This is a genomic window from Flavobacteriaceae bacterium, assembly GCA_003443635.1.
In the GTDB taxonomy this organism is placed as follows: Bacteria; Bacteroidota; Bacteroidia; order Flavobacteriales; family Flavobacteriaceae; genus AU392.
In genome coordinates this window covers 1,944,632-1,968,105 of record CP031964.1, presented here as the reverse complement: position 1 = coordinate 1,968,105, position 23,474 = coordinate 1,944,632, and the positions used below count along the sequence as shown (strand labels likewise).

Genomic DNA, 23,474 nt, shown 5'->3' with positions numbered 1-23,474 from the left:
TAATATAACAATGAGACGATTAAAAGTTTTTAAAAGTTTAATTATAGATAGTTTAGATATCATTACAAAAGGATCTGGCAAATATCATATCTGGATGGGATTCTTAACATTTGTGATGTTAATAGGAATGTATTGTTATTCTATTCAGTTAGAGCATGGACTCAGTGTTACCGGTATGACAGATCGTGTTAGCTGGGGCTTGTACATCTCGAATTTTACATTTTTAGTAGGTGTTGCTGCTGCTGCTGTAATGCTTGTAATGCCCACTTATGTTCTTAAAGATATAGACTTTAAACAAGCTGTACTTATTGGAGAAGGATTGGCTGTGGCTGCACTTATTATGTGTCTCGCTTTTGTTGTAGCAGATATGGGAGGTCCATCTGTGCTTTGGCATATGATTCCTGGTATAGGTATATTTAATTTCCCTAACTCTATGTTAACTTGGGATGTTATTGTTTTAAATGGTTATTTATTTTTAAATATTAGTATTCCTTTCTATATTCTCTTTAGACGTTATCAAGGAAAAACACCCAATCCAAAAATATATGTTCCTGGAGCAATTCTTTCAGTATTGTGGGCTGTTGGAATCCACTTAGTAACAGCATTTTTATATCAGGGCTTACAAGCACGCCCTTTTTGGAATAATGCATTATTAGGTCCTCGATTTTTAGCATCAGCATTTGCAGCTGGTCCTGCATTAATTATTTTAGTTTTGGCAGTTATTCGATCATTCACATCATTTAAAATAGAAGATAAAACCATCAAAAAAATTGCATTGATTGTCACTATAGCTGCGCAAATAAATATTATTATGCTTATTTCTGAATTATTCAAAGAGTTTTATGCACCTACACATCACAGTGAAAGTGCTTATTACCTATTCTTTGGACTCGAAGGTAAAACAGTACTTCTTCCTTGGATATGGACGGCAATTTCCATGAATATCATAGCTACTATAATGCTAACCTTCGGAAAATTAAGAAACAACCTTAAAGTTTTATATTTCTGCTGTTTCTTACTTTTTGTAGCTATCTGGATTGAGAAAGGTTTCGGGCTTATTGTACCAGGCTTTATTCCTGGTCCTTATGGTAAAATTGTCGAATATACACCTACACTTATAGAGGTTGGAGTTACTATTGGTATTTGGGCAATGGGAGCTTTTGTGTTCACTATATTAGCAAAAACAGCGATCAATATTGAGTTAGGGAAATTGCGTTTTAATAAATAGTAATTAATTTCCCTTTTTCATTAATCATCAATTCTTTTTACATTACGAGTTATCAATCTAATCCCTTTATCATAATTAAAAAAGCTCCAGCTCCAGTTAGCAAAAATAATTAGCCTATTCCTAAAATCAATTAAAAGCATTAAATGTAAAAACATCCAGATAAACCAAGCAAATACACCGCCAAATTTTGCAAACGAAAGATCTACCACTGCTCTAAACCTCCCAATAGTAGCCATTGTCCCTTTGTCTTTATATTGAAAGGGTTTCATTTCTAAATTTTTAGCTAAAGCATTAAAATTTTTTCCTAAATGCTTTCCTTGTTGTCCAGCAACAGATGCTAGCATTGCATGTCCAATACCATTTTGCTCAGATTCAATAGAGGCAATATCCCCTATTGCAAAAATTGCATCATGGTTTAAAACTTTATTTTTATCATCTACAACAATTCGGCTACTTTTAGTTTGTTTAGCTTCTAATCCGGGAATAGAGGTTCCTTTTACCCCAGCCGACCAAATTAAAGTCTTTGTAGTAATATTATTTACACTAGTACTAACTATGCTTCCATCATAATCTTTAACCATTGTATTTAACCAAACATTAATTCCTAAATCTTTTAAGAATTTAATAGATTTTGTTGATGCCTTTTCACTCATATTTGCAAGAACTCTATCTGCAGCTTCAATAACGTGAATCTGCATCAGTCTTATATCTAAGTCTGGGTAATCTTTAGGGAGCACATATTTTTTAAGTTCTGCTAAAGCTCCAGCTAATTCTACCCCAGTAGCACCAGCACCTACTATAACAAAATTCATATAGCTTTCTCTTTCTTTAAGATCAGATGTATTTAGAGCTTTCTCAAAATTTTGAAGAATAATACTTCTTAAATCCAAAGAATCTACTAGGCTTTTCATGGTAAAAGCGTGTTTTTCTATATTTTTTAATCCAAAAAAATTAGAAGTTGCCCCTGTTGCAATAACTAGATAATCATATCTTAATGCACCAATATCTGTATGAATTTCTTTCTGTTCATCATTTATATTGTTAACCGAAGCCATCCTAAAATGGAAGTTTTTTTTGCCTTTAAAGATTTTTCTAATTGGATAGACTATTGAATCAGGTTCTAATCCAGAGCTAGCTACCTGATACATAAGAGGCTGAAATGTGTGATAGTTATTCTTATCTAATAAAACAATTTGAAAAACTTTATCATTTAAAGTTTTGGTAAGTTTAAGGCCAGCAAAACCACATCCAATAATTACAATTCTTGGCAACTCAATTTCTGGGATATTCATTTCCATAAACAACAGTTTTTAAGCATTTTATCCCTTATAAAAAAATATTACAAAAAATAAAACCTAAGCTTTTACTATTTCTATAAAATTACAGCTTTTTCCTCGTTTTATAATGAAAAAAGCCTCTTTGTTTTTACACAAAAAGGCTTTTTAATAATAGCTAAATCTTTTAACTTATTTAGACTTATTTAGGGTCTAAAATAGCATTTATACGCTCTAAACAATCTCTATAATGATATCTAGTAATTGTATTTACATTACGGTTTGCTGCGGTATTTATAATTCGTTTTAATGTATTTAATTCACCACGTACTAAAGCACGGATATCTGATTGAGATACACTAAAAAATTGTCCACCAAATCGCTGTGTTTGAGGGTTTAATTCTCCTGTCATTAAAAATCCCATACGATCGATATAAGAACGTTGTAAATTACGACGATATACTTCCACATTCCGTGTTGTATTGGCTTCACTAAAAATTCCTTTTCTAATATCTTGAAGCATTGCTAAGGCAGTATAATTATTAGTATCTATCGTTTCGTGGTCAATTAAACGCCCTAAACGATCAAAACTTAATAATCCATTTAAGAATCTATTTTGTAAACGTCTTAAACGTTCTGTATATCCAGCATAATCAATATTTGTTAGCAATTTTTTATCTACCAACCATGTTGGTGTAGCAAAAGCATTTTTATGTAACCATTGTATGGATGCTTTCTGTAGTTCTTTGGGAACCGCTTGATAAGGCACACCTTCCTGGTTTGGGTTAATTAAGTTTTCATAAACTCCACCTACATTAGTAGCGACGTGTCCAATATAGCGATTCCAAGAACCTAATAACTCGCCATATAATTCTTCTAAATCATCATAATTATTAGTGACATCACTCGTCCATTCTGGTAAATGTTCTGCAACATATTTCAAATTACTTAAAGCATAATCTCCAGCTTTTAAAGCATCATTTCCAATATCTTCGGTTTGAGAAATAGGATCAAAACGACTGCCTTGTCTTCCAAAAACATATCTTGGATCACCAGCTTTTTCAAGAATCCATGCATCTAATTTACTTTTTTCAGCTTCTGGAGAGTTAGCTCCTGGAATATGACGATACCCCCAATTAATAGCATAATCGTCATAAGGCCCCATTTGACGAACAAAACGAACACCTGTATCTCCTGGTTGTGCAATATAATTATAACGCGCATAATCCATTATTGTAGCTGCTATTCCCCATTTTTGAGTAAATGCTCCATCTCGATAACTTTCAACATCATAAGCTTTACTAGCACTCATATTATGAGGTAAACCTAAAGCGTGTCCAACTTCGTGGGCAATTACCATTTTCATCATTTCTCCAATTTCTTCAGCAGGCGTATTTAAAGTTCTTGCTGATGGGTTTGCAGCTCCTGTTTCTAATAAATAACGATTTCTATATGAACGTAAATGATTATGATACCAAATAATATCACTTTCAATAATTTCACCACTTCGTGGGTCTGATACACTTGGTCCAGTTGCATTTCTAGTTGTACTTGCTACATAACGGATAACCGAATAGCGTACATCTTCTGGGCTAAAATCAGGATCCTCTTCTTTACTTGGTGGATACTTAGCAATAATTGCATTTTTAAATCCAGCTTTTTCAAATGGTCCTTGCCATAGCTCAACACCTTCTTTAATGTATTTACGTAAATTTTCAGGTGTTGCAGGGTCTAAATAATAAACGATTGGTTTTACAGGTTCAACCAACTCTCCTCTTGCATAAGCTGCAGGATCTTTGGGTTCCATTCGCCATCTACGAATATAAGTTTTAGTATCTGCCTTTAGCTCTTCACTACCATAATCAACCTGATTCATTGTAAACCACCCAACACGATCATCTGCAAAACGAGGTTGCATAGGTTCTTCAGGAAGTAAAATCATCGATTGATTCATTTGTAAACTAATTGATTCTGCAGCTCTAGCCGATGGTGGTGCTGAAGCATTATAAGTCATATCTTGAATCACTTCTATATTCTGAGGAAAACTCTTCATAGAATTGATAAAGCTTCGAGATCCATCTAAATTACGAACTCTATATTGTGTACGTAAACGCCCAGCCAAACCACTTATAGCTTTAACATCACTATTGTAAAATTTAGTAACATCTACTACTATGTTGGTAGAGTCTTTACTAAATGCAGCAATATCAAAAGCATATAATGTAGGCTCGTAGTTATTAGATCTTACCGAAATGCTTATTGGTAATTCTTCATCTGCAACAGAATTATAAGAACGCTCTTTGATTAAAATTTTATCATGAACTCGTTCCCAAGCAACTAAACGTTCACCTGTTTTTGTGCCGGCATTAAAAAATCCTCCACCTAAATTAGCTGGTAATTTAGCGATACGACTTACTAATAACATATCTTTACCTAAATGTTCTTTAGGTATTTCAAAAAAATACTTCTCTCCTACTTTATGTACTGTAAATAAGCCATCATCAGAGATAGCATCTTTAGTGATAACTTTATCGTAAGATTTTATTTTTCCCTCTTTTTTCTTGGGAGCAGGTTTTGCAGCAGCTATAGCTGCTTGTTTTTTCTTTTTTCGTTTGGATTGCGCTTGATTAGAAATTGGCATTAGACATATTAATAATGCTAATGTCAAAAACAACGTTTTTTTCATAATTGGATAATTTTGGTGTGATTAGCCGCTAAAAGTAATTAAAGAAGCTTAGTTTTTATCTCTTTTCACAAAACTTTAAGGACTTTTTTAATCAAAATAACTCTTGTTAACCTCTTAATTTTAATCTATCTATAGTATTTTTGCAATCATTAATTAAAGCTTATGTTTTCATTGTTTAAAATATTCAGAATTGTTGCCTTTTTAGAAGGCTTATCATACATTTTACTATTAGGTATAGCAACTCCTGTAAAATACTTGTTGGATGAACCGCAGTTTGTAAAATTATTAGGGATGCCACACGGTATATTATTTATAGGATATATTGCTTTAGCATTTTTGATAAAACCTGAAATGCAATGGACTGGTAAAACTTTTGGAATTGTTTTAGTAGCCTCTATTATACCTTTTGGAACATTTTATATAGATAGAACTTATTTGAAAAAAGCATAATATGAATAAAATAAAACACCTTTTATACGATTATTTAATTTCTATTGATGTTTCTGAGAACGTAGCGATTTACTTGAATCTTTTTGCGCTAATTATTGCTTTATTGATTGTAGTTTTTGGAATTGATTTTTTAATTCGAAAACTATTGTTAACTACATTTACACGTTATGCGAAGCGTTCTAAATCTCAGTTTGATGATATTTTAGTAGCAAATAAAGTTTCTAGAAATATAGCCCATATTATTCCTCTCATCATTACATTAAAAGCATTGCCTTATGTGCTTACAGATTTCCACAATGATGTAGAAGTATTTATAACTAAAGCATTACAAGTATTTGGTATTATATTAATCTTATGGATAGCTAGAAGCTTATTAAATGCTTTAAAAGATTACTTTAAAACTTTACCTCGTTTAAAAGATAAACCTATAGATAGCTATATTCAGGTGTTTATGATTTTTGCGTGGTTAATAGGAATGATGTCTTCGGTTGCTATTTTATATAATATAGAATTTGGAGATTTTCTTACTGGTTTAGGAGCTGCATCTGCAATTATTATTTTAGTATTTAGAGATACTATTTTAGGTTTTGTGGCTAGTATACAAGTTTCAATTAACGATATGGTTCGTATTGGAGATTGGATTACCATGGATAAATACGATGCTGATGGAGATGTAACGGAAATTAACCTCTCGACTGTTAAGGTTCAAAATTTCGATAAAACTATAACAACTATTCCTACTTATGCATTAATTTCTGATTCTTTTAGAAATTGGAGAGGGATGGTAAACTCAGATGGTCGACGTATAAAACGTGCTTTAAGTATAAAGTTAGATAGTATAAAGTATCTATCTAAAAATGAAATAGATAATCTTAAAAAAATTGAATTAATAACTTCATATTTAAATATTAGAGAAACAGATGTTAATGAGTTTAATAATGAAAATAATATAAATAAAGATTTATTACTCAACGGTAGAAACCTGACCAACATTGGTGTATTTAGAAAATATATTGAATCTTATTTAAAATCACATTCTGCTATTAACAAAGAAATGATGATCATGGCGAGGCAATTAGCTCCTACAACTCAAGGAATTCCTTTAGAGATCTATGCGTTTAGTAGCGATAAACGATGGGAGAATTATGAATATATTATGTCTGATATTTTTGATCATTTGATTGCTGCTATCCCTTATTTTGGTCTAGAATTGTTTGAGCAACCTAATAGTAAAAGTTTTATCGTTAAATAAAATTATCTTTATTCTACAATGAATTGAAGAGATTTTGTTTCTGTAGGGTTTTGATTTTCCGCAATAGTTAAGTCATTATCAAACGGGTGATTCATATTATTACCAGCTAAATCTTCTAATTTTGATTCCACAATGAGTGTATATTCACCTAAAGCAAATGGATGTTCTGGTTGGAATTTAAGTGTTTGTTCTTTATTGATCAATTCAAAATTTCCAGCTACTATTTCATTATTAATATTTTTAACTTGAAATGATTTTGAAGCCAATACACCATCTAAAGGCTCGTTAAAATGAACGGTTAACACATCAAGATTTACTAATAACTCCCAATCTTCTAAGCGTGGCTTTTTAGCATCTCGTTCAATAACACTAAATGTTTTTTGATAAGGTTTACCTAATGTATTTCCTTCAGCATCACTCCAATTGGAATCAATCGTCAATGTATATTCATTTCCCTTTAAAATGGGCAATCCCTTTTCTTTATTCGGAATTAAATCGGTTTTAATTCTACCTGGATCTAACCATAGCGTTAACCTTGTATGTTCTTTATTCCAAAGTTCTGTAGTTAGCTCTAAAAAAACATCTACTTCTTCCCCTGTTGTATTGTTAGTGATTTTAATAAAATCTAAAGCAGAATCAACCTCTTGCATTGGTTTCGAAAACTGAAAATACATCTTCAATAAGTTTTCAGGAACTGTATTGGTAGATGGATAAATTGCAACAAGTTCTGGAGCAATCACATTGCTATTATTGTTTATAGTGAAGCTAGATTTTTGATTATCATTCTCAATCAATATATAGGTTTTTCCAGATGAAAAAGCAATAATTGGTTCAAAAGTATAATTGTTTCCATTTGCACTATAAGACCCCAAAACAGGTGTTTCTAAATTACTATTTAAAAATACTTTTGCATTTTTTGTTGCTAGACTAGAAGAAAATGTAATTGCAGTGGCTTTGCCTGATTTATTATATATAACTTCTACAGGCGTGTCATGTTCATTTTTACAACCTAATAAAAAGCAAAAAACGACTAAGAAGAAAACTTTAGTCGTTTTTATATTATTATTTAATATCATTATACTCTATTAGTTGGGCGGCTAATTAAAATAAGCTCACCTCCAGCTGTACGTTGTAAATAAACAATGTTATTTGCATCTAAATTATCTAATTGCAAAACATTTACCATTGGTAAATTTGTGTATGAAACTCCTTCAGTATCATAGCCCTTTACAGGTTCTGTTAATTCAGATTTAAAGCTGATGATATCCTCATAATCAATACGCATTACTGGACGATTAGAGTTTGACATTAAAAAATGTGGTTTCCCATCTCTTTCAAAGGTAATCATATCTAAAGGTGCATTACCAGCACCTAACTCAGCAACTGTTCTCCCCTTTACGTGTGTTCCTCCTTTTAAATCATCCATAGGGAATAATACTAGTGGAGTACACGTATAACTAGCCATTAAATAGTCTTTGTTTTCAATATTTACAACACTAAAAGTTCTAATCGGTGCATAGGTTTCAAAGCGTGCATGAGCTGCGTGATATATTTCTAAAGACGCGTGATCTTGAGCATCTGTAAAAGGAAAAGGCATACTTCTGAATGTAGAGCTAAACTCTTCATTAGACAAACCAGTTACCATTACTTTTCCATCATGATATTTTAAATCTGAAATTGCTGAAGCACGTTGCGAACGCCCTCTTCTATCTTTCTTATCTTCAGAAATTGGATTTGTTAAATTTATTTTTGAATAACCAATATCTTTTAAGTTAACGTTTTCTAGATTTTCTCCGTTTAGCTTTAAAACCACTGGAGTTCCATCTGCTACATTTACAGAAAAGTATACTGTTTTTGACACAGGGTTAACAGCCATGTCCGTTACTCTTATTTTGTCTGAAGTAGTTCCTAATGATGCAGCAATTTTGTTATCAATTTCTCTTACAACAATACGATCTGTATTGCTTTTTGTAGCATTGTCTTTAGTATCCAATGCATAAACTGCAGCATTTTTAGAATCACCTATAAAAAGAATACCATCCGGACCAAAGCTAAGTGCATTAATTGAAGCTATTCCAGGATTCCCAACTGTGAAATTTGCAGTTAATGGATTTGTTGTTGTAGGGGTATCTTTTTTGCTTATCGCAGAAATGGTAATAAATGCCATTCCGCAAATAACGATACCTAAAATTAATTTTTTCATCTTAATATATTTTAATGGTTTAATTATTAGTATAGTATAATTCTATAAAAATAATATTTATTCATCTTGACAAACTAGATTAAGCGTCAATTAACTCTATTTTAACAGCAACATTAGAGTAGTTTTTGTTGTAAATTTTGATTTGGAATAGTTAAATTATACCCCAATTCTTTATTTAATTTTTCTGTGAAATACGCTGCCAATAATGGAGATTCTTTTTCAATATTTTGATGAATAAAAAAATCAATCTCTTTAATACCTTGTTCTTTCCATTCTTTTAATCTGATTATCCAATCGTCTAATCTTGTATAATCTGTTTTGTGATTAGCGCCTACATAACGTACAAACGCAGTTTCATTTGTTAATCGCATATGCATCAAATCACGACGACCAGCTGTATCTACAATTACATTTGAGATACCATTAGTTTCTAGTAAATGATATAATTCTTTAGCAACAGCAATGTCATTATACCAATCTGTATGCCTGAATTCAACAGCTAAATCTACGTCTTTAGGCCAAGCTTCAATAAATTGAACAACTCTATTAAAATCTTTAGGTTCAAAATTTGTATGCATTTGCAAGAAGATAGCACCTAGTTTTTCTTTAAGATTAGAGGCATTATACACATAATGCTCAACTACATCCTTAACCTCATTTAAACGCTTCCAATGGCTGATTTCTTGATTGAGTTTTGGGAAAAATTTAAAACCATTAGGAGTTTTATCGTACCAAGTAGAAAATTGTTCTGCTGGGAAAATCCTATAAAATGTTGCATTGAGTTCAATACAATTAAATTGACGCGAATAATAACTTAACTCATCTTTTGTCCCTCTTGGATAAAATCCTTTAAGATCTGCTTTATTCCATTTAGCACAGCCTACATATATTTCTGGAATATTATCATCTTTAAATCGCTCTAAAGTAACTTTCGTTTTTGGGTGATCTACAGGTAAAGTAAAATCAATTTGCTCTGGATTAGTGACGCTTCCAAATTTCATATTAATTACTCACGAAGGCGAGTATCTTTTAAATTAAGTTCATATTTTGAGATTCCCGCCTTTGTTTGCGGGAATTAAATGTTAATAACCTAGTTAACAACAATAGGTTTTGAAATTATTTTCAATTAGGTTAATTCATAACTTTAGATACAAATCTAAGCAAAATGAATGATAAAAGACTTCACGATTTGTTAAGTATTCGCCCTCAAATTTTAGCAGCTTCAGTTAATAATCAGATGAGTGATGATGAACGATTTCAAAATGTTACGCTCCGTCCTATTTTAAAACTACAGCATTCTTTATTTATTGAAGTGTTTCGAAACTACATCACAAAGCACAAAAGTGTATTTTATGATCTATCTTTAGAAAAGCGTATTGATTATATCGAAAATGCTATTCATAAGGATATGAAGTTTAGAAATAGTGTTAAAGGGATGGTAATAGGTCAATTTACTGTTGATGAGTATAAAGTATATACTCTAAATTCTTCAGCATTGAATAAACGAATGATGAATATGGTAAAAGATAGGCTTTTAAGTAGTATTCAACTTTTTGAAAAGCCTGAAGGTATATTACAAATAATTTAACTTATTATTACAATAAGGATTCGCCATTCAAATCGGTAGTTAATACATCACTCATGTAATCAAAATATGGACGAATGGCTTTAAAAGCTATATTCACTTCATCTAAGAAATTATCGCCTAATACTTCTTTATCTGTATATTTCTTAGTGAAGATAAATTGCTTCTTCTTTATTAAATCAATGGCTTTATGCTCTTTATTAAAATCACGAGGAGCAGTTTTTAATTCATCTCCTACTAAATCCCCCCAAATATTTTTAAATGAGCTTTTATTGATTATACCTCGAAGTTCTTCATCGTCCATTTCTAATTCCTTACGAATTCTATATAAATCTTCTTTACTTGGTTCCCAAAACCCAGTAGCTATAAAAGATTTGTCATTAGGTGCAATATGCAAATAATACCCTCCTCTTAATTCTGGTTTTTTTCTACCATAACTTCCTCCAAAATGTGTTTTATACGGCGTTTTATCTTTAGAAAACCTCACATCTCTATAAATACGAAAGAGTTTAAATTTTTCAATCTCGTCATGAGTATTTAAAACATTATTAATTGCTGCATAACATTGTTTAACTTCAGTTTCAACAGTTTTAAATTCAACTTTATGTTCTGTAAACCATTCTCTGTTATTATTAATTTCTAGTTGCTTAAAAAAATCTAATGCAGCTTTAGGAACTTTAATACTCATAGGTGTTAATTTTTGATGAAATTACAAAAAGAAAAATCTTATTCAAAATCGAGTTTATGTAATATTAGTCCTGATGCTGGTGCTATAGAGCTCATCACTTCTTGGCTTTCTAGTTTTAAACTGTTTTTAATATAATCTAATGTAATTTCTCCTCTACCTAAATCTAACAAAGTTCCCATCATTAGTCTAATTTGATTACGCATAAATCCTTTTCCTTTTACTCTTAACAGATAAGAAGTTTCCGGAAAAAAATTAGCTTTATAAATAGTGTTTTCAACTAATTCACATTTAATAAGTGTTCTTTCATAAATACCATTATCTGTTGCTTTATAACAATAACTTTTAAAATTATGAGTCCCTTCAAATAGCTGGGCTCCTTGTTTCATAATTTCTATATCTAACTTATCTAAAATAGTTGTCATTATTGGCGCACAAAATGGATGCTGCTTTTGTCCATGCGTAAATAAATAAAGATATTCTTTAGTTTTAGAACTTTGAATAATATTGAAATTAGCATCTTCTATTTTGTTAATAGATAAAGCTCTTATATCTTGTGGGAGGTTATGATTAAAAAGTGCTAAAAACTCATCTAAATCTTCAATTGGTTGGCTTAAAAACAATTCAAAAGCTGCCTCTTCTGCAGATACCATAGCGTCTGTACGTCCAGAACCCAAAGTTTTAAATGTAGCTCCACTTAATATAAAATTAAGTGTGCGATCTATCATCAAATGTACCGTTTTAAGTTTAGGCTGTTTTTGCCAGCCATGAAAACGATATCCTAAATATTGGACTTTAATAAGGTAAAAATATTTCTTTTCATTAAACATCAGGGCAAGTAAGTTATTAAATTATGTATTGCAAAATATTTAAATGATTACTTATCGGTTTTATTACAATCCGATTCTTAAATCTTAATTAAATTAAAATTTCTTAAATTGTAACTTACTTTATTAACCAAACTAAACTATTAAAAAATGACTAATTCATCAAACAAGCCTGCAATCTGGTTTTGGGTTGTAGCTGTAATTTCTCTTATTTGGAATGCTATGGGAGTATTTCAATATTTAATATTCACCTATAAAACAGAAAGTTACCAAGCGGCTTACACTGCCGAAGAGCTCGAAATCATGAATAATCTTCCTAGTTGGTATATTGCTGTATTTGCTATTGCGGTATTTGCTGGTGTTTTAGGTTCTCTTTTTCTTTTATTAAGAAAGAATGTCGCAAAAACGATGTTATTAATTTCTGCAATAGCTGTAGTTATACAAATGGGGTATTTACTATTAGTAATTAAAATTGGTGAACCTATAATGCCTATTGTAGTTGTCGTATTTTCTATATTTCTTGTATGGTTCTCTCGTATGGCATCCAATAAAGATTTGATATCTTAAAAATAATATTGATTTAAATAAAAGCATTAAATAAAAAATTTAGTGCTTTTATTTTTCTCTTTCTCTTAATACATTTACAATATCATTTAATTTAAACCCTTTTGCTTGTAATAGCATCAAGTAATGAAATAATAAATCTGCACTTTCGTTTAAAAACAAATCATCATTATCATCTTTAGCTTCAATAACAACTTCTACTGCTTCCTCTCCTACTTTTTGAGCTACTTTATTAATTCCCTTAGCAAATAAAGACGCTACATAAGATGTTGAACTATCAGCATTTTTTACACGATTTTCAATAGTTTTTTCTAATTTAGAAATAAACCCAAAATCTTGAATATTGTTTTCATCCCAACACGTATCAGAACCTTTATGACAAGTTGGACCAATTGGATTTACCTGAATTAACAAGGTATCATTATCGCAATCTAATTTTACATCAACTAAATTTAAGAAGTTTCCGCTTTCTTCACCTTTAGTCCACAAACGTTTTTTAGTTCTACTAAAAAATGTGACTTGCTTTGTAGTTATTGTTTTTTCATAAGCTTCTATATTCATATATCCAAGCATTAATACATTTTTTGTAATTGCATCTTGGATGATTGCTGGTACAAGCCCATCGTTATTTTTATCAAAATCTATTTTCATAATCTATATTATCATTGCGAATCATACTTTAATAAGTGTAAAAACAATATACTAGTTTCAACATCTAATCGTAAAACTCTACTTCATCGTTATTTTTGGTAATAACATTATATTCTAATAGCGATATCATTCGCTTTCAATTCTTCTTTTAATTTTGGGATCCCTATTTCTCCAAAATGAAATACACTTGCAGCCAAAGCCGCATCTGATTTACCCAATTTAAACGTATCTATAAAATGCTGCACATTGCCTGCTCCTCCAGAGGCAATAATAGGGATATTAACTTCATTAGAAAGTCTTGCTAAAGCTTTATTTGCAAAGCCATCTTTTGTGCCGTCATTATCCATAGAAGTAAATAAGATTTCTCCGGCGCCACGTTGTTCTACTTCTTTTGCCCAGTCAAATAAACTTAGCTCAGTTGGAATACTTCCTCCTGCTAAATGCACTTTCCAATCATCATCAATCTGCTTAGCATCGATAGCTACAGTAATACATTGACTTCCAAACTTATTAGATAACTCATTAATTAATTCAGGGCGTTTTACTGCTGATGAGTTTACTGACACTTTATCTGCGCCACATTTTAGAAGTGCATCTACATCTTCGATTGACGAAATCCCGCCTCCTACAGTAAAAGGAATATTAACTTGTTCTGCTACTTTAAGTACCATCTCTAAGGTTGTTTTACGGCCTTCTAAAGTTGCCGAAATATCTAAAAATACAAGCTCATCTGCTCCTACTTCAGCATATTGTTTTGCTAATTCAACTGGGTCTCCAGCATCCCTAAGGTCTACAAAGTTAACACCCTTTACAGTACGTCCATTCTTAATATCTAAACACGGTATAATACGTTTTGTAAGCATCTTATAAAAACTTTTCTAAATCGAATAAACTAATTTTGTTTTCGTAAATCGCCTTACCAATAATAGCCCCTTCACATCCAATAGCTTTTAGTGCTTTAATATCATCAATAGAGGTAATCCCTCCAGATGCAATTAAACGTACGGATTGATTGTCGCTACTATTAGTACAATCATCTAATATTTTTGAATATAAATCTACAGCTGGACCTTCTAACATACCATCTTTTGAAATATCAGTACAGATAACATATTGAATCCCTTTTTTTTGATATTCTTTTATAAATGGAATCAATTCTTTATCACTTTTTTCTTGCCATCCACTAATAGCAATGGTATTATTTAAACTATCTGCTCCTAAAATAATTTTCATCGAGCCATATTTAGAAATCCAATGCTCAAATATTTCTGGATTTTTTACAGCAATACTACCGCCTGTAATTTGCTTAGCTCCAGAATTAAAAGCAATATGTAAATCTTCATCAGATTTTAATCCCCCACCAAAATCTACTTTTAAATTAGTTTTAGTAGCAATTTGCTCTAATATTTTATAATTAATAATCTCTTTTGCTTTTGCTCCATCTAAATCTACTAAATGTAAATATTCGATGCCACTTGCTTCAAACTGTTTTGCAACTTCAAGAGGGTTTTCATTATAGATTTTTTTAGTATCATAATCTCCTTTAGTTAAACGTACACATTTTCCATCTATAATGTCTATTGCTGGTATTATTCTCATATTTTTTTCTTGTAATAACAAGAATTTGTTTAATTAATAGCTACTTAAATTTTGTAATTCAGAATTCATATTTTAAATATCTCCACTAACATCATTATTCGTAGTTTCAAAACATAAAATCGTTGTTCGTTTATTAGAACGTGTTCGATGTATTACATTTTTTGGAACTTTAATCATTTGCCCTTTTGTTAAACGTTCTGTTTTATCTTTAAAATCAACAAATAATTCACCTTCTACAATATAGAAAAACTCATCACTTTTAGTGTGTTTATGCCAATGGAAATCCTTTTGCAAAACACTAACTCTAACAACATGATCATTTATTTCGCTTACAGGAAAATTTTTCCAATCGTCTGTAATATTTTTTGTTAAATCAGTAATATCTAGTTTTTCCATTACATTATAGTTCTAAAAAGTTTTTCAATATCAAACTACCTACATCTCCACTCTTTTCTGGGTGGAATTGTACACCATAAAAATTCTTATTTTGTAATGCTGTAGCATAACATCCATTATAATTTGTTTCTGCAATCGTTTGAAGGCTATTTTCAGCATAAAAACTATGTACTAAATACATATATGCATCTTCATCAACTCCTTTAAACAAATCAGATTTTAAATTCTGGATAGTGTTCCATCCCATTTGAGGCACTTTAACTTCGTTAGAAAATCGTTTAATATCTACATCAAATATACCTAAACCTTGTGTATTTCCTTCCTCACTAGATTTGCATAAAAGTTGCATTCCTAAACAGATTCCCAAAACTGGTTGTGTAAGCTCTGGAATTATTTTATCTAATTTACTTTCTTTTAGCTTAATCATCGCGCTATTCGCTTCTCCTACTCCTGGAAAAATTACTTTATCAGCAGATTTAATCTCTTCAGGGTTATTGGATAAAATGGCTTCAACACCTAATCTTTTAAACGCAAATTGAATACTTTTTATATTCCCTGCACCATAATCTATTATTATTAATTTCATTTAGAAATTTATGTGTTATCATGAATTCTGCATCTAATACAGAATGTAAAATGTTATAAGACTCCTTTAGTTGACGGTAAAATCATTTTTTCAACATCACGTTTTACAGCCATTTTAATTGCTTTCGCAAACGCTTTGAAAATGGCTTCTATTTTATGATGTTCATTTACACCTTCAGCTTTTATATTTAAATTACACTTAGCTCCATCTGTAAACGATTTAAAGAAATGCATAAACATTTCTGTAGGCATTTTTCCAATCATTTCACGTTTAAATTCGGTTTCCCAAACCAACCAGTTACGCCCTCCAAAATCTATCGCTATTTGAGCTAAACAGTCATCCATTGGTAAGCAAAACCCATAACGCTCAATACCTAATTTACTTCCTAAAACTTCATTAAAAATTTCACCTAAGGCAATAGCAGTATCTTCTATAGTATGATGTTCATCAACTTCTAGATCACCGTCGACATAAAGCTTTAAATCAAGTTGACCGTGACGTGCTAATTGGTCAAGCATATGATCAAAAAACTCAATTCCAGTAGCTATATCACTTTTTCCAGTGCCATCTAAGTTAAGTTCAATATCAATTTTAGTTTCATTAGTATTTCTAGTTAGCTTTCCTGTACGTTGTTCTGCTTTTAAAAATGAATATATTGCTTTCCAATCGTTACTTTCTAAAGCGATATAATTATCAAGTTCGTTACGTTTTACAGTAATTTCATTTGTTCCTAAATTAGTGTTATCATTAATAAAAATTCCTTTAGAATTAAGGTTTTTAGCCAATTCTATATCTGTTAATCTATCTCCAATAACAAACGAATTTGCTAAATCGTAATCTTCACTAAAATACTGTGTTAATAGGCCTGTATTTGGCTTTCTAGTTGGTGCATTATCTTTTGCAAAAGTTCTATCAATAAATTGCTTTTTAAACTCAACACCTTCAGCTTTAAAAGTATCTAAAATAAAATTATGTACTGGCCAAAAGGTCTCTTCTGGAAACACTTCTGTTCCTAATCCATCTTGGTTGGTAATCATCACAATCTCATAATCTAACTCTTTAGCAATTTTACTTAAATATTGAAATACTTTTGGATAGAATGTTAATTTCTCAAATGAGTCAATCTGTTCATCTATTGTTTCTTTAATGATAGTTCCATCTCTATCTATAAACAGTACACGTTTCATTTATAGTCCTTTTAGTGTATTAATTAGTTTTTCATTTTCTTCAGTAGTTCCTACTGTAAATCGCAAACAATTTTCACAACCATATTGCGTAGTTCTATTTCTTACTACAATACCCAAATCAACTAATTGTTTATATCTCATGTTTGCATCATCAACTTTTACTAATAAAAAATTAGCATCGGATGAATATATTTTCTCAACAAAATTAACAGATTTAAGTGTATTACTAAGTTTTGTTCTCTCTATTAAAATATCTTTAACTTGTTGTTTAACTAGGTTTAGGTTAGATAATTGTTTTACAGCCATTTGTTGAGATAGTTCATTAATATTATATGGCGGTTTTATTTTGTTTAAAATTGAAATTATTTCCATAGAAGCGTAACAGATTCCTAAACGAATCCCTGCCATTCCGTAAGCTTTAGAAAGTGTTTGAGTTACAATTAAGTTCGGGAAATCATCCAGTCTACTCAACCAACTTTCTCCTTCTGAAAAATCAATATATGCTTCGTCAATCACTACAAGCCCATTAAATTCATTAAGAAGTTTTTCAATATTATTTTTATTAAAGCTATTAGCTGTAGGGTTATTAGGAGAACACAAAAACAATACTTTACTATTTTGATTAGCAGCTGCAATTATTTCAGGAATTCTGGGTTGAAAATCTTCTGATAAATTTATTTTCTGAAGTTCTACAGCATTTAAATTTGCTAGCACTTCATACATTCCGTAAGTTGGAGGTAATGTGATGACATTATCTTGATTAGGTTCACAAAATGCTCTAAAAATTAAATCTAAAACTTCATCACTTCCGTTTCCTAAAAGAATTTGATTAGGTGGAATACCTTTTTGATTAGACAGCAATGTTTTTACATTAGATTGATAAGGGTCTGGGTAACGATTTACACCATTTTCAAATGGGTTTTCATTCGCATCTAAAAATACCATTTCTTGATCAAAATCTTTAAATTCATCTCTAGCTGAAGCATAAGGTTTTAACGACTCAATAGCTGGTCGTATAACCTTATCTATATTAAATTGATTAGTTGGCATTTTTATTTTTTAAATCGTTTAATCTTAAAGTCACCGCGTTTTTATGTGCTTGCAAACCTTCTGCTTCAGCCATTAACTCGATGGTGTTACCTATATTTTGTATACCTTCTTTAGTGATTTTTTGAAATGTAATACTCTTCATAAAACTATCTAAATTAACTCCTGAATAAGCTTTAGAAAATCCATTTGTTGGTAATGTATGGTTTGTTCCAGAAGCATAATCTCCTGCACTTTCAGGGGTGTAATTTCCTACAAATACGGATCCGGCGTTATTAATTCCGTTTATATAAAAATCTTCTTCATTAACACAAATAATAAAATGTTCTGGTGCATATTCATTAATCAGATCTAGTGCTAACTCATCCGACTTCACATAAATTAATTTAGAGTTTGCTATAGCCTTTTCTGCTATTGCTTGACGTGGAAGCTTTTTAATTTGTAATTCAACTTCTTTAGAGACAGAACTAATTAATTCTTTAGATGTAGACACTAAAATCACTTGGCTATCTACACCGTGTTCTGCTTGACTTAATAAATCTGAAGCGACATAAGCTGGATTAGCAGATTCATCTGCAACAACTAATAATTCACTGGGTCCTGCTGGCATATCAATTGCTATACCATATTTTGTAGCTAATTGTTTTGCGACAGTTACAAATTGATTTCCAGGTCCAAATATTTTATATACTTGAGGAATCGTTTCTGTACCAAAAGTTAAACCAGCTATAGCCTGTATACCTCCTACTTTTATAATCGTAGTAACTCCACAGAGTTTCGCTGTATATAAAATTTCGTTAGCAATTTTTCCTTCTCTATCTGGAGGTGAACATAACACGATCTCTTTACAGCCTGCAATTTGAGCAGGTACAACTAGCATTAAAACAGTTGAAAACAATGGAGCTGTACCTCCTGGAATGTATAAACCTACTTTTTCAATTGCTTTTTTTTGTTGCCAGCATTTAACTCCTGGAGAGGTTTCCACTAGAATAGGCTCAGTTTTTTGAGCTTTATGAAAAGCTTCAATATTACGTTTAGCAATATTAATTGCTGTTTTTATATCTGCTGACACATAATTCTCAGCAGTAATAATTTCTTCTTCAGAAACAACATTCGTTGTTAAAGAGACACTATCAAATTTTTTGGTATAATCACTAATAGCAGTATTTCCACTAGTTTTTACATCTTTAAAAACCTCCATTACTGTAGTCTCAATATCATCTACAGTTTGTGTAGGTCTTTTTAATATTTCTGGCCAAATAGTTCTATTTGGATTGTTTATAATATTCATATTTTTAAAGTACCATTTTTTCAATAGGACAAACCAATATTCCTTGTGCTCCTTTAGCTTTTAGTTCGTCGATAATTTCCCAAAATTCATTTTTATGAATTACAGAATGTACAGAACTCCATCCTTCGTTAGCTAATGGCAATACTGTTGGACTTTTCATTCCTGGAAGTACATTAATAATATCTTCTAATTTATCATTAGGCGCATTTAATAACACATATTTAGAATCTCTTCCTTTTATAACCGATTGAAAACGGAATTGAATCTTATCCAATATTGCTTGGTTCTCACTAGAAATTAATGGGGATGCCACTAATACTGCTTCAGATTTAGCAACCACTTCTACTTCTTTTAGGTTATTTTTAAAAAGTGTACTTCCACTAGATACAATATCAAAAATACCATCTGCTAAACCAATATTTGGTGCAATCTCTACAGAACCATTAATAATATGAAGATTTGCAGAAACATTTTTTTCTTTTAAATATTTATTGATAGTATTAGGATACGATGTTGCTATTCGTTTTCCTTCAAAATATTTGATTCCTTCATATATTTCTCCTTTAGGAATAGCTAAAGAGACCTTACATTTTGAAAACCCCAATCGTTCTACAATTGTTATATCTTCTCCTTTTTCTACTAAAATATTCTCTCCAAGAATAGCCACATCAACAACACCATCTCTTAAATACTGTGGAATGTCTCCATTTCTTAAATAAAATACTTCTAAAGGAAAATTTCTTGCCGAAGCTTTTAATTGATCTTTACCGTTATCGATAGAAATACCTATATCTTTTAATATTTTCATCGAATCGTCGTGTAAACGTCCTGATTTTTGAACTGCAATTTTTAGCATATTCTATATTTTAGTGTCTTATAATTTTATTTCTAGTATTAAAAAACCCGTTTGAGTTGTATTCAAACGGGTTTTAAATATATTTTGATTTTACTCAATACATTCTCAGCTCGCTTGACAGCTAGTATGAAAATGGTGATGATGTAATTGAGTTAAATTCATTTCTTTTTATTGTTGTGCAAATATCACTCTTTTACTTTAATGTTTGCAAATTTTTAAGGTTTTTTAACAAATTAAACTAATTAGTTATTTCCGAGTATAAGTGGTAAACCGCTATCTCCTGAACCTACAACAACGACTTTACTATTAGGGGATTCTGCTAATTGTATTGTTGCCTCAATACCCTTATCTTGAAGAATTTTATCTGTTAATGATGCACTTAAAATACGGTTTGCATCTGCTTTACCCTGTGCTTCAATTCGTTGTTTTTCAGCTTCTTTTTGCGCAGTTACTAATCTAAACTCATATTCTAAAGATTCTTGTTCTTGCTTCAATTTACGCTCAATAGCTTCTTTAATAGTTGCAGGCAAAGTAACATCTCTAATTAATATTTCATTTAATTGAATGTATTGATCATCTACAATTTTTTTAGTCTCTTCAAAGATCTCAATTTGAATAACATCTCGTTTACTAGAATATAATTGTTCTGGTGTATAACGTCCTACTACACTACGAGCAGCAGAACGAATAGCTGGTAATAAAATACGTTCTTTATATTGTTCACTTTTCTCTTGATGTAATTTTCCTAAATGCTCATATTTAGGTTGAAACCAAGCAGAGGCATCTAATTTAATATCTAATCCATTAGAAGATAATACATCCATTTTTTCAAAAACTTCTTGCTGCCTTACTTCATAAATATGTACTTTATTCCAGGGCATAACCAGATGAAATCCTTCTCCTAATGGTGGTTCATCTGTAACAACACCATTATCAAAAGTTCTATATAATACTCCTGCTTCACCAGAACCTATGGTAATAGCAGATTTAGACACTAATACAATTAATACAACCACTATTAAAATGAGTGGTAATGCAATTTTTGGTAATTTTTCCATTATTTCTTTATTATAGTTTATTAAATAAGTCCGTTGTATTTTCTTAAAAACCACTCAGTTGCAAGGCTTAATGCAATAAGTGCTAATAAGAATTTAAAATCTATTAAAGGTACGACATTTTTAGTACTCTTTTGGAGAGTTACAAAACGTGAATCGTTGATTAAATCATTAGACAATTCACTTGTATTATTACTAAAATAACTTGCTCCTTCACTATTAGTAGCTATTGCTTCTAACTTTGTTACATTAGCATTTAAAAATTGTTGTTCTACATTGTAATCTAACACTCGCAAACGTCCAGATTGCGTAACTTCTGACCCATTTGCTTTTACCGTAAAATTGTATTCAGATGGAGTTAATCCGCTCAAATCAACTTCATAGTTGTTTTGTTTAAGTACAAAAGGGATTGTTCGTTCATTTCCTGAATTAATATCCTTCAAAAAAATAGATAAGTTAGCCTTAGTATCAAACTCATAATTTTTATTGAAAAATTGTGCTGTTATTTTAATATTACCATTTCCGTTATAAAACGATTCATAATTAAGGTTCAATCTGTTGCGTTTTTTATTAGAGGCTAAATATTGAATCAATTTTCCTATAAAGTTATCAAACAGTTGAAACGATCGTTCATTTAAATAACTTTGTACTCTCCATTTCCAAATATTCTCACCAAACAATATAGCTTCGCGTTTTCCTGAACTTTCAAAAGTTGATAATAAAGGTTCTCCTAAAACACTATTATTTACACGTTTATATAATAACGTTTCAAAAGGGGTATTAAATGTTATTTCGCCAAATTCTGATATTAATGGAGGGTAAGAATCAAAATCTAAACCGTCAACAATAAATGTAGAAAAGTTAGAATTAAGAGTAGGTAAAAAATCTTCTGCTTGCCGTGTAATTTCTTGTGTATAATTGTCTTGAATGTTATTTAAAAAAGACCATTGAGTTTGATTTCCAGTAATTATAAATTTATTATCTCCTGATTGTGCTAAAGCATCAAAAACAGCTTTAAATGCGCTATTTGGTTGATACAAAATCACTAATTGAAAATTATCTTTTTGCTCTAAAAACTCATTGGGTTTTAATATTGAAACACCACGCTGTTTATTACTTTCTATAGCTTTTTTTAAAGCCCCTAAGTCTGGATGTATTATTGAACTTACTATAGCTACATTTGTTTGCTCATCTATTACTTCTACAGCAAAAGGCTTACTGTTATTAATTTTATTTTTTTCTGAAGCTAATGGTACAATTTGAGCAATATATGAAGTCACACCAACAGTATTTGCTGGTAATGTTATATTAATCGTTTTTGAGTTTTGAGTTTTAGAAAAGGTTAAGTTTTCTCGATATACAGTTACACCATTTGAAGTAATTAGTAATTGTGAATTTACATTTGCATTACCATTATAAACAGTAATAATCTCAATTGGAAATTTATTATCTAAGTAGGCATACTTATTAACGTTCAGTTGTTGGATTTTCAAATCAGAATAAGTAATTGTATCCCCCAATATAACAGGGTATATAGGCTGATTATATCGTAAGGAAGTTATTTCGTAATCTGTACCATAAGTTTGATTACCATCTGTAATTACAACAGTTGGTGCTACTTCTCCTCTATAAATTTGAGATAAATCATTAAATACTGTAGCGATGTTTGTTTGCGAGTCATTAAATAAAATAGAATCTGTTTTGTTTAAGGTTTTTCCAAAAGCGTAATATTGAATATCAAATTTCTCATTTAATGCTTTATCGTTTTTAAAAACTTCAATTTTATCTCTTACTACAGAATCAAATTTTAAATGTTTTACAGATTCTGAGTTATCTATAGCTATCACTAAATTTGGTTTCTCGTTAAAGAATGTGTTTTTTTCAAGTTTAGGATTTATAATTAACAATAAAATAAAGAAGATTGTTATAAATCGTAATCCTGTATACAAATAAGCTTTTGTTTTTTTCTCTTTATGCATATATTGAAAATATGCAATTCCAAAAGCAATAATAATTGCTAGTATAATATATAGTAAAGTGCCTTGCTGCATC

At 30.6% G+C, this 23,474-nt stretch carries 23 protein-coding genes; 5 read left to right on the top strand and 18 right to left on the bottom strand.

Annotated elements, in window-relative coordinates; all coding sequences use genetic code 11:
- Window positions 1-10: 10 nt before the first annotated feature.
- Window positions 11-1,228: a polysulfide reductase gene (locus D1817_08985; GenBank protein ID AXT20012.1), complete on the top strand. Its 1,218-nt coding sequence runs from the start codon at window positions 11-13 to the stop codon at window positions 1,226-1,228.
- A 20-nt stretch (window positions 1,229-1,248) separates the two neighbouring features.
- On the opposite strand, the gene D1817_08980 is transcribed toward D1817_08985, so the two are convergent.
- Both D1817_08980 and D1817_08975 read right to left on the bottom strand, forming a co-directional pair.
- Complete coding sequence (locus tag D1817_08980; GenBank protein AXT21254.1) at window positions 1,249-2,520, bottom strand: NAD(P)/FAD-dependent oxidoreductase; 1,272 nt, start codon at window positions 2,518-2,520, stop codon at window positions 1,249-1,251.
- 184 nt (window positions 2,521-2,704) lie between these two features.
- Complete coding sequence (locus D1817_08975) at window positions 2,705-5,188, bottom strand: DUF5117 domain-containing protein (protein ID AXT20011.1); 2,484 nt, start codon at window positions 5,186-5,188, stop codon at window positions 2,705-2,707.
- A gap of 171 nt (window positions 5,189-5,359) precedes the next feature.
- On the opposite strand from D1817_08975, the gene D1817_08970 reads away from it, so the two are divergent.
- Both D1817_08970 and D1817_08965 read left to right on the top strand, forming a co-directional pair.
- On the top strand, window positions 5,360-5,638 hold the full coding sequence (locus D1817_08970; protein AXT21253.1) for a DUF3817 domain-containing protein: 279 nt from the start codon (window positions 5,360-5,362) through the stop codon (window positions 5,636-5,638).
- 1 nt (window position 5,639) lies between these two features.
- Window positions 5,640-6,890 (top strand): mechanosensitive ion channel family protein, encoded by a 1,251-nt coding sequence (locus tag D1817_08965; protein AXT20010.1) that lies wholly within the window; start codon window positions 5,640-5,642, stop codon window positions 6,888-6,890.
- Between the two features lie 8 nt (window positions 6,891-6,898).
- Here D1817_08965 and D1817_08960 read toward each other — a convergent pair whose 3' ends face one another.
- The 3 genes from D1817_08960 to D1817_08950 form a co-directional block, all read right to left on the bottom strand.
- A complete protein-coding gene (locus D1817_08960) occupies window positions 6,899-7,966 on the bottom strand; it encodes a hypothetical protein (GenBank protein AXT20009.1) in 1,068 nt (355 codons plus the stop codon).
- Window positions 7,966-9,093: a hypothetical protein gene (locus D1817_08955; GenBank protein AXT20008.1), complete on the bottom strand. Its 1,128-nt coding sequence runs from the start codon at window positions 9,091-9,093 to the stop codon at window positions 7,966-7,968. The genes D1817_08960 and D1817_08955 overlap by 1 nt, the downstream gene beginning before the upstream one ends.
- Before the next feature lie 113 nt (window positions 9,094-9,206).
- The gene (locus tag D1817_08950; GenBank protein ID AXT20007.1) at window positions 9,207-10,094 is read right to left on the bottom strand and encodes a DUF72 domain-containing protein; all 888 of its coding nucleotides are present in this window, start codon (window positions 10,092-10,094) and stop codon (window positions 9,207-9,209) included.
- A gap of 164 nt (window positions 10,095-10,258) precedes the next feature.
- Here D1817_08950 and D1817_08945 point away from each other — a divergent pair, with 164 nt between their 5' ends.
- The gene (locus D1817_08945; GenBank protein ID AXT20006.1) at window positions 10,259-10,681 is read left to right on the top strand and encodes a glyoxalase; all 423 of its coding nucleotides are present in this window, start codon (window positions 10,259-10,261) and stop codon (window positions 10,679-10,681) included.
- Between the two features lie 7 nt (window positions 10,682-10,688).
- Here the strand turns inward: D1817_08945 and D1817_08940 are convergent, their stop codons facing one another.
- Window positions 10,689-11,366, bottom strand: a complete 678-nt coding sequence (locus D1817_08940) for a DUF2461 domain-containing protein (GenBank protein ID AXT20005.1) — start codon at window positions 11,364-11,366, stop codon at window positions 10,689-10,691.
- 38 nt (window positions 11,367-11,404) lie between these two features.
- On the bottom strand, window positions 11,405-12,193 hold the full coding sequence (locus D1817_08935) for a tRNA pseudouridine(38-40) synthase TruA (protein AXT20004.1): 789 nt from the start codon (window positions 12,191-12,193) through the stop codon (window positions 11,405-11,407).
- Between the two features lie 147 nt (window positions 12,194-12,340).
- On the opposite strand from D1817_08935, the gene D1817_08930 reads away from it, so the two are divergent.
- Entirely contained in the window at window positions 12,341-12,757 is a 417-nt protein-coding gene (locus tag D1817_08930) for a hypothetical protein (protein AXT20003.1), read from the top strand.
- Between the two features lie 48 nt (window positions 12,758-12,805).
- Here D1817_08930 and D1817_08925 read toward each other — a convergent pair whose 3' ends face one another.
- The 11 genes from D1817_08925 to D1817_08875 form a co-directional block, all read right to left on the bottom strand.
- Window positions 12,806-13,405 (bottom strand): bifunctional phosphoribosyl-AMP cyclohydrolase/phosphoribosyl-ATP diphosphatase HisIE, encoded by a 600-nt coding sequence (locus D1817_08925; GenBank protein AXT20002.1) that lies wholly within the window; start codon window positions 13,403-13,405, stop codon window positions 12,806-12,808.
- Between the two features lie 107 nt (window positions 13,406-13,512).
- Window positions 13,513-14,268: an imidazole glycerol phosphate synthase subunit HisF gene (gene hisF, locus D1817_08920; protein AXT20001.1), complete on the bottom strand. Its 756-nt coding sequence runs from the start codon at window positions 14,266-14,268 to the stop codon at window positions 13,513-13,515.
- Window position 14,269: 1 nt separating this feature from the next.
- Window positions 14,270-15,004: a 1-(5-phosphoribosyl)-5-[(5-phosphoribosylamino)methylideneamino]imidazole-4-carboxamide isomerase gene (gene hisA, locus D1817_08915; protein ID AXT21252.1), complete on the bottom strand. Its 735-nt coding sequence runs from the start codon at window positions 15,002-15,004 to the stop codon at window positions 14,270-14,272.
- A gap of 72 nt (window positions 15,005-15,076) precedes the next feature.
- The gene (locus D1817_08910; protein ID AXT20000.1) at window positions 15,077-15,400 is read right to left on the bottom strand and encodes a cupin domain-containing protein; all 324 of its coding nucleotides are present in this window, start codon (window positions 15,398-15,400) and stop codon (window positions 15,077-15,079) included.
- Between the two features lie 4 nt (window positions 15,401-15,404).
- Complete coding sequence (gene hisH, locus D1817_08905; GenBank protein AXT19999.1) at window positions 15,405-15,986, bottom strand: imidazole glycerol phosphate synthase subunit HisH; 582 nt, start codon at window positions 15,984-15,986, stop codon at window positions 15,405-15,407.
- Window positions 15,987-16,039: 53 nt separating this feature from the next.
- Entirely contained in the window at window positions 16,040-17,173 is a 1,134-nt protein-coding gene (hisB, locus tag D1817_08900) for a bifunctional histidinol-phosphatase/imidazoleglycerol-phosphate dehydratase HisB (GenBank protein ID AXT19998.1), read from the bottom strand.
- On the bottom strand, window positions 17,174-18,223 hold the full coding sequence (gene hisC / locus D1817_08895; protein AXT19997.1) for a histidinol-phosphate transaminase: 1,050 nt from the start codon (window positions 18,221-18,223) through the stop codon (window positions 17,174-17,176).
- Window positions 18,213-19,511, bottom strand: coding sequence for a histidinol dehydrogenase (gene hisD, locus D1817_08890; GenBank protein ID AXT21251.1), 1,299 nt, complete (start codon window positions 19,509-19,511; stop codon window positions 18,213-18,215). The genes hisC and hisD overlap by 11 nt, the downstream gene beginning before the upstream one ends.
- Before the next feature lie 4 nt (window positions 19,512-19,515).
- Entirely contained in the window at window positions 19,516-20,367 is an 852-nt protein-coding gene (locus D1817_08885; GenBank protein AXT19996.1) for an ATP phosphoribosyltransferase, read from the bottom strand.
- A gap of 242 nt (window positions 20,368-20,609) precedes the next feature.
- Complete coding sequence (locus D1817_08880) at window positions 20,610-21,425, bottom strand: prohibitin family protein (protein ID AXT21250.1); 816 nt, start codon at window positions 21,423-21,425, stop codon at window positions 20,610-20,612.
- 20 nt (window positions 21,426-21,445) lie between these two features.
- Complete coding sequence (locus D1817_08875) at window positions 21,446-23,473, bottom strand: VWA domain-containing protein (protein AXT19995.1); 2,028 nt, start codon at window positions 23,471-23,473, stop codon at window positions 21,446-21,448.
- Window position 23,474: the final 1 nt, after the last annotated feature.

Coding starts and splice junctions, on each gene's coding strand:
- hisF (AXT20001.1), bottom strand. CDS start 14,268: ATGCTTACAAAACGTATTATACCGTGTTTAGATATTAAGAATGGACGT.
- D1817_08940 (AXT20005.1), bottom strand. CDS start 11,366: ATGAGTATTAAAGTTCCTAAAGCTGCATTAGATTTTTTTAAGCAACTA.
- D1817_08935 (AXT20004.1), bottom strand. CDS start 12,193: ATGTTTAATGAAAAGAAATATTTTTACCTTATTAAAGTCCAATATTTA.
- hisB (AXT19998.1), bottom strand. CDS start 17,173: ATGAAACGTGTACTGTTTATAGATAGAGATGGAACTATCATTAAAGAA.
- D1817_08975 (AXT20011.1), bottom strand. CDS start 5,188: ATGAAAAAAACGTTGTTTTTGACATTAGCATTATTAATATGTCTAATG.
- D1817_08965 (AXT20010.1), top strand. CDS start 5,640: ATGAATAAAATAAAACACCTTTTATACGATTATTTAATTTCTATTGAT.
- D1817_08960 (AXT20009.1), bottom strand. CDS start 7,966: ATGATATTAAATAATAATATAAAAACGACTAAAGTTTTCTTCTTAGTC.
- D1817_08945 (AXT20006.1), top strand. CDS start 10,259: ATGAATGATAAAAGACTTCACGATTTGTTAAGTATTCGCCCTCAAATT.
- hisD (AXT21251.1), bottom strand. CDS start 19,511: ATGAATATTATAAACAATCCAAATAGAACTATTTGGCCAGAAATATTA.
- D1817_08875 (AXT19995.1), bottom strand. CDS start 23,473: ATGCAGCAAGGCACTTTACTATATATTATACTAGCAATTATTATTGCT.
- hisH (AXT19999.1), bottom strand. CDS start 15,986: ATGAAATTAATAATAATAGATTATGGTGCAGGGAATATAAAAAGTATT.
- D1817_08955 (AXT20008.1), bottom strand. CDS start 9,093: ATGAAAAAATTAATTTTAGGTATCGTTATTTGCGGAATGGCATTTATT.
- D1817_08950 (AXT20007.1), bottom strand. CDS start 10,094: ATGAAATTTGGAAGCGTCACTAATCCAGAGCAAATTGATTTTACTTTA.
- D1817_08930 (AXT20003.1), top strand. CDS start 12,341: ATGACTAATTCATCAAACAAGCCTGCAATCTGGTTTTGGGTTGTAGCT.
- hisC (AXT19997.1), bottom strand. CDS start 18,223: ATGCCAACTAATCAATTTAATATAGATAAGGTTATACGACCAGCTATT.
- D1817_08980 (AXT21254.1), bottom strand. CDS start 2,520: ATGAATATCCCAGAAATTGAGTTGCCAAGAATTGTAATTATTGGATGT.
- D1817_08885 (AXT19996.1), bottom strand. CDS start 20,367: ATGCTAAAAATTGCAGTTCAAAAATCAGGACGTTTACACGACGATTCG.
- hisA (AXT21252.1), bottom strand. CDS start 15,004: ATGAGAATAATACCAGCAATAGACATTATAGATGGAAAATGTGTACGT.
- D1817_08880 (AXT21250.1), bottom strand. CDS start 21,425: ATGGAAAAATTACCAAAAATTGCATTACCACTCATTTTAATAGTGGTT.
- D1817_08925 (AXT20002.1), bottom strand. CDS start 13,405: ATGAAAATAGATTTTGATAAAAATAACGATGGGCTTGTACCAGCAATC.
- D1817_08910 (AXT20000.1), bottom strand. CDS start 15,400: ATGGAAAAACTAGATATTACTGATTTAACAAAAAATATTACAGACGAT.
- D1817_08985 (AXT20012.1), top strand. CDS start 11: ATGAGACGATTAAAAGTTTTTAAAAGTTTAATTATAGATAGTTTAGAT.